At 60.5% G+C, this 11,019-nt stretch carries 9 protein-coding genes; 5 read left to right on the top strand and 4 right to left on the bottom strand.

Translation table 11 applies throughout. The features are described from left to right. Positions 1 to 75: 75 nt before the first annotated feature. Positions 76 to 975, bottom strand: coding sequence for a DNA adenine methylase (locus AAFO92_RS08645; protein ID WP_347534314.1), 900 nt, complete (start codon positions 973 to 975; stop codon positions 76 to 78). 9 nt (positions 976 to 984) lie between these two features. Then, positions 985 to 2,292, bottom strand: a complete 1,308-nt coding sequence (hslU, locus tag AAFO92_RS08650) for an ATP-dependent protease ATPase subunit HslU (RefSeq protein WP_347534315.1) — start codon at positions 2,290 to 2,292, stop codon at positions 985 to 987. A 161-nt stretch (positions 2,293 to 2,453) separates the two neighbouring features. Between hslU and AAFO92_RS08655 the strand changes: the two genes are divergently transcribed. Further along, entirely contained in the window at positions 2,454 to 2,849 is a 396-nt protein-coding gene (locus AAFO92_RS08655; RefSeq protein WP_347534316.1) for a DM13 domain-containing protein, read from the top strand. A 149-nt stretch (positions 2,850 to 2,998) separates the two neighbouring features. On the opposite strand, the gene hslV is transcribed toward AAFO92_RS08655, so the two are convergent. Both hslV and AAFO92_RS08665 read right to left on the bottom strand, forming a co-directional pair. Then, entirely contained in the window at positions 2,999 to 3,547 is a 549-nt protein-coding gene (hslV, locus tag AAFO92_RS08660) for an ATP-dependent protease subunit HslV (protein ID WP_347534317.1), read from the bottom strand. Between the two features lie 61 nt (positions 3,548 to 3,608). Next, entirely contained in the window at positions 3,609 to 4,757 is a 1,149-nt protein-coding gene (locus tag AAFO92_RS08665; protein WP_347534318.1) for an amidohydrolase, read from the bottom strand. 832 nt (positions 4,758 to 5,589) lie between these two features. Between AAFO92_RS08665 and AAFO92_RS08670 the strand changes: the two genes are divergently transcribed. The 4 genes from AAFO92_RS08670 to AAFO92_RS08685 all read left to right on the top strand — a co-directional run bounded on the left by AAFO92_RS08670 (position 5,590) and on the right by AAFO92_RS08685 (position 10,757). Further along, on the top strand, positions 5,590 to 6,336 hold the full coding sequence (locus tag AAFO92_RS08670) for a VPLPA-CTERM sorting domain-containing protein (RefSeq protein ID WP_347534319.1): 747 nt from the start codon (positions 5,590 to 5,592) through the stop codon (positions 6,334 to 6,336). A 116-nt stretch (positions 6,337 to 6,452) separates the two neighbouring features. Then, positions 6,453 to 7,808, top strand: a complete 1,356-nt coding sequence (locus AAFO92_RS08675; protein ID WP_347534320.1) for a hypothetical protein — start codon at positions 6,453 to 6,455, stop codon at positions 7,806 to 7,808. A gap of 362 nt (positions 7,809 to 8,170) precedes the next feature. Continuing rightward, positions 8,171 to 9,772, top strand: a complete 1,602-nt coding sequence (gene xrtD / locus AAFO92_RS08680) for a VPLPA-CTERM-specific exosortase XrtD (protein ID WP_347534321.1) — start codon at positions 8,171 to 8,173, stop codon at positions 9,770 to 9,772. A gap of 34 nt (positions 9,773 to 9,806) precedes the next feature. After that, entirely contained in the window at positions 9,807 to 10,757 is a 951-nt protein-coding gene (locus AAFO92_RS08685; RefSeq protein ID WP_347534322.1) for a sulfotransferase, read from the top strand. Positions 10,758 to 11,019: the final 262 nt, after the last annotated feature.

Here is an 11,019-nt window from a genome sequence, read left to right on the forward strand (position 1 = left end):
CGCCGCGATGTACACAATCACCACCTGATTTGCGAGACAAAAAGCGCGTCCTGCAATCCGCACCGATGGTGCAGATCAATGTGTCAGCAGCAGCCTGTCGGTCACCACCTCATCCTCAAGCGTCCGACCTTCCATCTGAAACCGTTTCAGCATCGAGCGGCCGCAATTCACCGGAACCTGACGGGCAAAGAGGCTGGCCGGGAAATCATAGCTGCAATCGGTTGCGCCTGACTTCTTTGAACCATCCAGGCTAAGCGCCACGAAGGCACCCCGCAACTTGGCCTTTTCGATCGCGCGGAAGAGATCATCCAGATCGAACCCTTGCGCGCCGTAGAGGATGGCCTGGCTGTGGCTGTAGGGCGGATCGCAATAGACGACGTCACCATCGCGGGCCCGGTCCAGCGACGCGGCATATTCGCGGTGAAAGAACCGGGTGCCTTGGATGCGTCGGGCCCATTCATCCACCCGCTTTGCAAAGGCGTCGAAATGGATCGGGCGATGCGCGCCGCAGGGGGTGGACATATAGCCGTCGCGCCGGCGAAACCGCACGACGCCGCCATAGGCCGCGCGGGTCAGGAACAGGAAATCCGCCGCGTTGGCACCCGCATTGTAGCGCGCCTTGATCTTCTCGTACTGGGCCACCTTGTCGCCATCCTGCGATTCAATCCAGCGCGCACGATACCAGGCCTTGACGCTTTCGGGATCGGCGCGCAGCGCCTGCCAGATGCCGATCAGCGGGGCGAAACTATCCGCGGCCTCGGCCAGGTTGGGGGCAAGCACGCCCAACACGGCGCCCGAACCCAGAAACGGCTCGTGATAGGTGCCGAAGCGCGTCGGGAAATACGAGATGATCTCATGCGCGAACCGCTGCTTGTTGCCGACCCATTTCAAGAGCTGCGTCTTGAACGGCCGCACATCTTCGGTCGCGTTCGTTTCCCGACCGGGCCGCGGCGATGTTATGTCCTGCCGGGTCAACCGCCCCGCCTAAAGAACGTAACGGCTGAGATCGGCGGATTTCATCAGCTCGCCCAGGTTGGCCTCGACGAAGGCGGCGTCGATGCTGACTTTCTCGCCGGACCGGTCCGGCGCGGTAAAGCTGAGTTCCTCGAAGACGCGTTCCATCACCGTGTAGAGCCGCCGCGCGCCGATGTTTTCGACCGACTGGTTGACCTCGGCCGCGATCTTGGCCAGTGCCTTGATGCCATTCTCGGTGAATTCCACGGTTACTTCCTCGGTGCCCATCAGGGCGGTGTACTGGCGGGTCAGCGCGTTGTCGGTCTCGGTCAGGATGCGCACGAAATCCTCTTCGGTGAGCGCGCGCAGTTCAACCCGGATCGGCAGGCGGCCCTGCAGTTCGGGCAAGAGGTCCGAAGGCTTGGCGATGTGGAACGCGCCCGAGGCTATGAACAGGATGTGGTCGGTCTTGACGGGGCCGTATTTGGTGGAAACGGTGGTGCCCTCGATCAGCGGCAGCAGGTCGCGCTGCACGCCCTCGCGGCTGACATCGGCGCCGCGGGCGTCAGAGCGCGCGCAAACCTTGTCGATCTCGTCGAGAAAGACGATGCCGTTCTGTTCCACCGCATCGAGGGCGGATTTGTTGACGGTCTCGTCGTCCAGCAACTTGTCGGCCTCTTCGCCGATCAGCACCTCGTAGCTTTCCGCGACGGACATCTTGCGCCGCGTGGTGCGGCCACCGAAGGCCTTGCCGAAAATGTCGCCCAGGTTCATCATCCCCATCTGGCTGCCGGGCTGGCCGGGGATGTCGATCATGCCCATCGGGTTGGAATGATCGGCCACGTCCAGCTCGATCACGGTATCGTCCAGCAGGCCGTCCTTGAGTTTCTTGCGGAACATCTCGCGCGTGGCCTCGCGGGCGTCTTCGCCGGCAAAGGCGGTGATCACCCGTTCTTCGGCGGCCTGATGGGCATTGGCCTTGACGTCATCGCGCATCTGCTCACGCGTCTGCAGGATGGCGGTATCGACCAGGTCGCGGATGATCTGTTCGACATCGCGGCCAACATAGCCCACCTCGGTAAACTTGGTGGCTTCGACCTTGATGAAAGGCGCGCGGGCAAGCTTGGCCAGCCGCCGCGATATCTCGGTCTTGCCGACGCCGGTGGGACCGATCATCAGGATGTTCTTGGGATAAACCTCGTCACGCAGATCGTCGCTGAGCTGCTTGCGGCGCCAGCGGTTGCGCAGGGCGACGGCGGTGGCGCGCTTGGCGTCCTTCTGGCCGATGATGAAACGGTCAAGTTCGCTGACGATTTCGCGCGGGGTGAGGTCAGTCATCAAGGTCTCCGGTGTGATACTGGGCGGAACCTAAGCATGGCGGGCAAAAAGGCAAGCGCTGACTAAAACTCACGCGGGCTGAGAAGCGCGTGATGGCGGGTTCCAGTTTTCAGCACGGGGTGTAGCTTGCTGCCACATCTTGTCAGATCGAGGAAACCCCAATGTTCAATCGCAGAGAATTCATTCTTTCCGCCGCGGTGGCAACCACCGCCGCCACGCTGAACGCAAAAGCAGCTGTCGCCGGCGGCCATGGCCGTGTCGGCAGATTCAGCGGCAGGAGCGATCATGTCACCAGCGGGCGCGCCGAGGTCGTCAAGCACGGGGACACCGCCGAGGTGGTCCTGCTGGATGATTTCGCCTTTGACGGTGCACCCGATCCCAAGGTGGCGCTGGGCAAGGATGGCTATGACAGCTCGACCATTCTTGGTGTGCTGAAAAACAACAATGGCAAGCAGACCTACAAGGTGCCCGCCGGAATCAACACGGACGAGATGAACGAAGTCTGGATCTGGTGCGAGAAATTCAACGTGCCGCTGGGTGTTGCCAAGCTGAACTAGGCTTCCGCCGATCCTTCAGGAAGCTTTGCGTGCGGATCGTGTCAAGTTTCCCCTCTTCGGGCACGAAACGCCGCATTTTGGGGGTCGGTCACCTTGGTGGCTGGCCCCCAAAGCCTGAGATCGCCGCCTCGGTCGCCGGTGGCCGTGACTCAGATTTTTTCGACCGTCAGGTTGCCGTTGGTATAGACACAGATATCGGCGGCGATGGCCATTGCAGCGCGGGCCACCTCTTCGGCCGATTTGTCGCCATCCATCATGCCGCGCGCGGCGGCCAGCGCATAGTTCCCGCCCGAGCCGATGGCGGTCACGTCATGTTCAGGCTCCAGCACGTCACCGGCGCCGGTGATCACGTAAAGCTGCTTGCCGTCCGAGACGATCAGCATCGCCTCGAGCTTTTGCAGATATTTGTCGGTGCGCCAGTCCTTGGCCAGCTCTACGCAGGCGCGCTGCAACTGGCCTGGGGTCGCCTCAAGCTTGGCCTCCAGCCGTTCCAAGAGGGTGAAGGCATCCGCCGTGGATCCGGCAAAACCCGCCACGACATCGGTACCGCCGGGGGACAGCCGGCGGACCTTGCGCGCGGTGCCCTTGATCACGGTCTGGCCCAGGCTGACCTGCCCGTCACCGGCGATCACCACCTCGCCGCCCTTCTTGACGCCGATGATCGTGGTGCCGTGCCATCCGGGGAATTCGTTGCTCATGAGGCCTCCGATTTCTGCTGCGCACTATATGGAAGGGGAATTGCGCGGACGCAAGGGCACCCTACCCCAACAGATTGCGGGCGACCCGTTCGAAAACCCGCACCCCGATGGGGATCAGATCATCGGGAAAGTCATAATGCGGATTGTGCAGCGGCGGCTGATCAGTACCTGACCCTAGGAAAAGCATGGCGGCTCTGGCGGTGTCGCCAAAACGTCCGAAATCCTCGGACGGGCGCCAGGGAAGCGGGCCATCGTCGTGGCGGATGCCCAGTTCCTCAAGCGCCGCGCGGAACATTCCGGTGGCTTCCGGGTGATTGTCGCAATGGTGAAACACGTCATGGTACTGATGGGCGGCCTCCAGGCCGTGATCCCGTGCGATTTGGCCCACCCGGGAAAGCGCCGCGTCGCACAGCGCGGCCATCCCGTCATCCGTCAGGGTGCGGAGGGTCGCGAAAACGGTGGCCGCGCCCGGGGCGATGCCAAAGGCGGGTGCACCCATGTTGGCATGTGTCACTGTGACCAGGGCAAAATCGGGGTCGCGGGTACGCCCGCGCGAAAGCGCGTCGAGCGCGGGCATCAACTGGCTGATCGCCGACATGGGCGACCGGCCGGTTTCGGGCTGTGACGCATGGGCCGGGGTTCCGGTCAGCCGTATGTCAAGCCCGCGCGAGGCACAACAGACCGGGCCCGGTTTCAGCGCCGCCGCGCCCAGGGCGACGCCGGGCAGGTTGTGCAGGGCGAAGGCGTAATCGGGGGCAAGCCCGGCGAATTTCGGATCTGCCAGCACGGCGTTGGCCCCGGCACCGGTTTCCTCGGCGGGCTGAAACAGCAGGATGACGCGCCCGCGGGCAGGACGTTGCCGGGACAGTCGCCGCGCCAGCCCCGTCAGGATCGCCATATGACCGTCATGGCCGCAAAGATGCGCTGTTTCGGGCACCTTCGAACAATAGGGCGCATCGCTGATCTGAGCGATCGGCAAGGCATCCAGTTCACAGCGGAACATCACCGTTGGCCCCGCCTCGCGACCGTCGAAACAGGCCGCCAGCCCGTGGCCGCCCAGCTCGCAGGCCATCTGATCGGGGCGCAATCCGTCCAGGGCGGCACGCACCCGCTGCGCCGTCTGTCTTTCCTGGCCTGAAATCTCTGGATGGCGATGCAGCCGGTGCCGCAGGTCGGTCAACTCGGCGATATCGGAATTCGTAAGCTCCATATCACATGTAGTACGGAGCGTATTTCGGGATGGCAATCCGCTGTCCTGGGGAGCATCTCTGTTCGCAGTCCGGTTGCCCCGCTGCGGCCCGGGCGATTCGGTTCAGAATTGGCTCGGCGGGATTTTGCCCAACGGTCTAACCGCGCGATTTTCCCGCTATGCGTGTCAGAAATACAACTAAGGAGAGTAGATTGCAAAAAATTGTCTAAAAGAAATGTCAAAGTACTTTTTTGCCCGGTGGAAATGTGGCAAGAATATGCCGACTGTGCGGTAAATGTGTGTTTGACCCGGTGGGGGGCGGCGAATTTTGATGGTTCGCCGGGCTGTGTTTGAACCGGGTTTGGTGGCCTAATTAGGGCCTTGGGGCCGATATTAGCCCTGGTGGTGAGTTGAAGGGTACGAAATACCAAGGGCGCCCTGATCCGGGCGCCCTTATTTTTTGGTGACGGGGCATCGGCAACTCGCCGATCGATGTCCGCCCATGACCCACCCGCGTATCGCGTTTGCTGAAGGGGCGGCTTTGCAGTCAGCCACCGTTCCGTCGCCTCACAATACGTTGATTTGGGCTGATCCGATTCGTGAACAATTCGCTCGTTTTCCCTTGTTTGTACGGGAAATGGCGCGCGCGACACCCCTATAAGGATAATTTCACAACCCCCGCGCGTAACAAGGCGGTAAAAACATGGTGAACCGCTAATTTTCTTTCCTGAAATCGCACAATGTGGCAAAAATAAGTCCGACGCCCGTGTTCAGAACTCGCGTACGGTTTGTCGCGTATCGGTTTATGGGGGAACGGCAGATTATCTGCTTTGTTAACGAGAGGTGAAATTGGATGAATTTTTTCACGACACTTAAAATAACCGCAACCGCCGGAGCCCTTGCGCTCTGTGCGTCGTTTGCAAGTGCGGCGACTGTGACTCAGTTGATTCACTTCGACGACACAAATAACGGAGCGAAAGACTATACCACGGCGGACGGAAATTTCTTTTTCGACCCGACCAACTTTCAATCCTCTGTCCTTTGCGCTGATACGACGTCAGGCGGCGGAAACGGCAGCTGTCTGATCGAAGGCACGCAGGGCGTGTTGCCGATGATGACACGACTGACCGGAGACGGGGTCTTCTCGCTGGACTCGTTCTACTTCTTGCTGACCGGGAATGGTACCGGCGCGTCGAACGCGATCACGGCGACGGCGTTCAACGGCGCAGTTCAGACGGCAACAGCAACCTTCCATCTGGGTGCTCTGTTCCCGAATGTGACCAACTACTCTGATGGCGCTGCTGCAGGTCCGCTGGCGAAGAACACCGGATATATTGCTGACCTGACATCTATCGCCGGGTTCAAGGATATCACCAAGATCCAGTTCAGCGCCGCCACGTCTGCTCAAATCAGGCTGGATTGCATTGTCGCCAGCTTTGACGGAACCACGTCGGAGCCGGCATCTGGTTTCAAACACCCCTGCGGTGTTGACGAAGACCCGCCGGGTGGCGTCATTCCGGTGCCCGCCGGCCTGCCTTTGCTGCTCTCGGCAATGGGTGTGTTTGGCATCGTCCGGGCGCGCAAGCGGAAAGCCGCTTAACTTCGGACGCTGAAGCATACAGAAGGATAGGGCGCCCTTTTGGGCGCCTTATTTGTGCCGTAGTCTGCTCTTAGTTAACAGCCCGGCAGGGGCGAAATCGAGCGAGACTGACAGACATGAAACGGCAAGACTTTCCCGGGCGCGGTGCGCCCCTGGCTGATGTGCTTCCCCCGGAATTCGACGCAGATATCATTTCCTCTTTCTTCGAAGATGGTGAGCCTGGCCCGAAACGTGCGCTGAACCATGCCAACCAAAGGTCCACCGCTGAGCTGACCGAATTGGCCACGCCGCTGACCCGCGAGATGAGCCCGCCGGAAGAACAGACCGGTCTTGCCGACGGGCTGGAAGGCGGGGCAGACCAGGCCCCTGAAACAGACAATAGACCAGACGTTCCCAACGCGGCTGACAGGGCCATCGAAGCCTTGCGGGCCGCGGATGAACGCGCCACGGCTGATCTGGCCTCTCTCGCGCGTCCTCTGAACGATGCCGAGGTCGAAACCGAGACCGAAACCGACCACTCGGACCATGATCACGGAGAGCAGATCATCGACGATGCCGCGGCCAAACCGATCTGGGCAGGCGGCAAGGACGACACCGGCACCGGCGGCAAGGGCAATGGCCGCGGCAAGAACAAGGACAAGAACGATACCGGTGAAACTGACAGCGGTACCGATACCGGCACCGGAACGGGCGGCACGGATAGCGGTACCGATACCGGTGGCACCGACGGCGGGACCGACACCGGCGGCACAGATACGGGCGGCACAGACGGCGGCACCGAGACAAATCCGGGCAGCAACAGTGAGAATGTCTATGTCAGCGGAATGGATAACCCTGACGGATACAATGTAGAGCTTCTGTTTGAAGGGTCCTGGACTGACCAGCAAAAACAATATCTTGCAAATGCTGCCGAGATGATCAGCGACATCATCACCGAAGATCTGCCAAACCACAACGGCATAGACGATATCCAGCTGACGATCGTGAAAACCGATATCGACGGATCAGGCGGTGCATGGGCAACCGGCGGACCGCGTTCTGTCCGTTCAGACAGCTACCTGCCCAGCACGGGAACCGTACGATTTGACACTGCCGATGTCGACAATCTGGATTCCAAGGGCCTCTGGGAGGATCTTGGCCTTCACGAGATGCTTCATGCGATGGGATTCGGAACATTATTCGACAACCTTGGCCTGGTCGAAACAATCGGCGGTCAGGAACGCTTTACCGGACAGAATGCGATCCAGGCGTATAGCGACGTTTACAGCGATATCGCCGGCGCCGATCCGTATTCTGACCAGGGCGTGCAACTGGATCAGTCCGGCGCGCACTGGCACGACGGTACATTCACCAAGGAAATCATGACGCCCTATCTGCGCCTGTCGGGGAATTACTTGTCTGACATGAGCATCGCGGCGCTGGAAGATATCGGCTACAGCACAGTCTATGGCGATAACATCGACATAGCCTGACCGTGATTCTTTCGGGGCGGGAGCATTCCCGCCTCGCTTAGTTTTATCTGACGAGAACCAGTATATTTCCAGCTGCGCGACAATGTCGGCATCGCATCGGCAATCCGTCGAATACACCGCGGACACACACCAACACTTTGATAAAAAACAATTAAATCCCCAACAGCTACCCGCATACGGGGCGCAGACACGCGCACGGCCGATCACGCCCCCGTGTGCATGTCGTGAGAATGTAGTTTAACGTGGAATTTCAACGGTGAAATCGGTACTATCCGCGCTTGAACCTGCCTGTCACGAGTCATGTTGTCTAAGATTATAGGCAATCCTGTTAGTAACCTAGTTTATGGGGCCCGAGCCATTTCATGAGCCTTACCAGCCATCACACACCCGCCGCACGTACGACCCAGGGATATTTCCACATGGGAATTTTCTGGCTGATCGTCGCGGCAATCGCCGCCGCTGCCTTCTACTGGAACGGCATCGCCGAGTTGCTCAAGGCCTGGCAATTGCCGGAATACAGCCACGGGCCCCTGATCCCGATCTTGTCCGGACTGCTGTTCCTGCGCCAGCTCAAGACCGTCCCGGTCAATGACGGCCCGGTCACTGACCGCTGGCCCGGCGTGGTGTTGTTGCTGATCGCGGTCGCGCTGGGACTGGCGGGCAACATGATCGAGATCAACGATATCGTCGCCTATGCGCTGATCCTCTGGGTCGGTGCGATCCTGCTGATCAGTTTCGGCTGGAACACGGGCAAGCATTTCTGGCCGCCGGTGGTGCACCTGATCTACATGCTGCCGCTTCCGGGTGCGCTGTATTACGGCGTCTCGACCTATCTTCAGGGGGTGTCGTCCGAGCTGGGCGTCTATTTCCTGCAATTGCTGCGGGTGCCGGTTTACCTCGAAGGTAACATCATCGACCTCGGTATCTATAAACTGCAGGTGGCCGAGGCCTGTTCGGGGCTGCGCTACCTGTTCCCGATCCTCAGCTTCTCTTACATCTTTGCAGTCCTCTATCGCGGGCCGATGTGGCACAAGGCCATCCTTCTGGTATCCGCCGCACCGATCACGATCTTCATGAACTCGGTGAGGATCGCCATCGCCGGCGTGATCGTGAACAATTTCGGGCTGAGCCATCTTGAAGGATTTTCGCATTTCTTCGAGGGCTGGGTGATCTTCATCAGCTGCATCCTGATCCTTTTCCTGCTCGCATGGGTGCTGGTCAAGCTGCGCCGTGACCGGATCGGCCTGATCCAGGCGCTGGATCTGGACACGGAAGGTCTGGGGACACAGGCCAAGCGGCTTTTCCTGATCCGCCCGTCAGCCGCCCTGATCACCGCTGCCGTCGTGGTGACCGCGTTCGCCGGGGCGTGGCATTCCGTACCGAAACGTGAAGCCGTGCAGATCGATCGCGATCCCTTTGTGCTGTTCCCGGTCGAAGTGGGGGAATGGGCAACGGGCCGGCAGTTCTCGCTGGATCCGACAATCGAACGCGCCCTGCGCGCGGATGACTACCTGTCATTGAACCTGACCAAGCCGTCCACGGTTGAGCAGGTGGAGCTTTTCGTCGCCTGGTACAAGGATCAGAGCCAGGGCGGCGTTCACTCGCCCGAGGTATGCCTGCCCGGCGCCGGCTGGGAAATTGCCAAGCTGGAACAGGTCGAGGCGACGCCCCCCACGGGATACGGCGATACGTTCGAGTTGAACCGCGCGATCATCCAGAAAGGGGTCAGCCGTATGCTGGTCTATTACTGGTACGAGCAGCAGGGCCAGCGGACCGCGTCGATGTTCACCGCGAAACTGCAACTGATGCAGGGCAAGCTGACCAATGGCCGCAATGACAGCGCCATCGTCCGGCTGACCACGGATATGCTTCCTGGTGAATCCGTGGCCGATGCCGAGGCGCGCCTGCAGGACAGCCTGCAAAGCGTGCTGACCAAGATGCCGCGCTTCATTCCCGGCCTGTAAGCCACGTATCGGTTTCCCGAGTCAGGAGCGGGCCATGCCAAAGGATGCGCCACAGCACAGGATCGTGTTCGTATTCGGGGCGTTGCGATCGGGCACAACCGTCTTCCGGCTGATGCTCGACGGTCACCCCCGGATCAAGAACCCGGGCGAGGTTGACTTTCTGCTGGACTACCTGGTGCCGGACAAGAGCCATGCCAGCGGCTGGCGTTACGATCTTGGGAAACTGGCCGAAAACCGGGTGTTCCTGAACTCCGGCCTGAGACTGATCGAGGGCAAGGACGGGCTGGAACTTCTGGCGGAGTTTCTGGACCAGTACGAAGCCCGCGGCAGCGGGGTTCTGACGCTGAACATCCACCGGAATATCGGCAAGGTCCTACAGGTCCTGCCCGCCGCCCGGATCATCCACATGCTGCGCGACCCGCGCGACGTGGCGCGTTCCTCGATCGGGATGGGGTGGTCCGGGACGCTCTACAGCGGCATCAACCACTGGATCACGACCGAAGCCGAGTGGGAAGCGGTCAGTCACGCCCTTAGCGGCGACCGTGTCCATGTGTTGAAATACGAGAACCTGTTTCGAGATATCGAGGCGGAACTGCGGGCGGTTTGCGGGTTTCTGGAGGTCGATTTTGAACCTGAAATGCTGGAGTACCACCGAAACAGTACCTATGACCCCCCCGATGCTTCGCTGGTTGAGCAATGGCGCAGCAGATCGACCGCGGACGACATTGCCCTGGTTGAGGGCAAGGCAGGCCCGCTGATGGCTTCGCACGGGTATGTTCAGGCGGGCGAGGGCCGGACCCCTTCGGGCGCGGAGCATCTGTGGCTGCTTGCAAAAAACCGCGTGTTGGTGTGGCGCACCGGGGTGCGGCGATACGGATTCCTCACCTATTTCCTCGAAAAGCTTGCCCGCTACTGCGGGATGGAAAAACTGCACAGGCGGCTCAGGAACAGAATGCGCGACCGGTCGGCGAGTTTCGTCAAGTAGCGCCCTTGGGTGGTTTTGCGTCGCGCCAGCTTGAACGCGTCGTCATCTATTCCGGATCAGCGGGTCTTAACGCGCGGCGCCGCCCGTTTCGGGGCGGCGCCGACACTGTTTCCGGTGTCTCTGTCAGAGATCAGATGATGTCGAATACATCGACGGTGACAGTGGCACGGGTAAGCTGACCATTGTCATCCGCCGTCCAGTAATCAAACGTGTCGGTCCCCTCGTAATCGCCGAAAGGCGTGTAGACCAGTTTGCCGTCATC

Source organism: Roseovarius sp. CAU 1744 (genome assembly GCF_039839345.1).
In the GTDB taxonomy this organism is placed as follows: domain Bacteria; phylum Pseudomonadota; class Alphaproteobacteria; order Rhodobacterales; family Rhodobacteraceae; genus Roseovarius.

Bases quoted from the DNA above. Each gene is read 5' to 3' on its own strand.
- hslU (WP_347534315.1), bottom strand. From the start codon at position 2,292: ATGACTGACCTCACCCCGCGCGAAATCGTCAGCGAACTTGACCGTTTC.
- AAFO92_RS08655 (WP_347534316.1), top strand. From the start codon at position 2,454: ATGTTCAATCGCAGAGAATTCATTCTTTCCGCCGCGGTGGCAACCACC.
- hslV (WP_347534317.1), bottom strand. From the start codon at position 3,547: ATGAGCAACGAATTCCCCGGATGGCACGGCACCACGATCATCGGCGTC.
- AAFO92_RS08665 (WP_347534318.1), bottom strand. From the start codon at position 4,757: ATGGAGCTTACGAATTCCGATATCGCCGAGTTGACCGACCTGCGGCAC.
- AAFO92_RS08670 (WP_347534319.1), top strand. From the start codon at position 5,590: ATGAATTTTTTCACGACACTTAAAATAACCGCAACCGCCGGAGCCCTT.
- AAFO92_RS08675 (WP_347534320.1), top strand. From the start codon at position 6,453: ATGAAACGGCAAGACTTTCCCGGGCGCGGTGCGCCCCTGGCTGATGTG.
- xrtD (WP_347534321.1), top strand. From the start codon at position 8,171: ATGAGCCTTACCAGCCATCACACACCCGCCGCACGTACGACCCAGGGA.
- AAFO92_RS08685 (WP_347534322.1), top strand. From the start codon at position 9,807: ATGCCAAAGGATGCGCCACAGCACAGGATCGTGTTCGTATTCGGGGCG.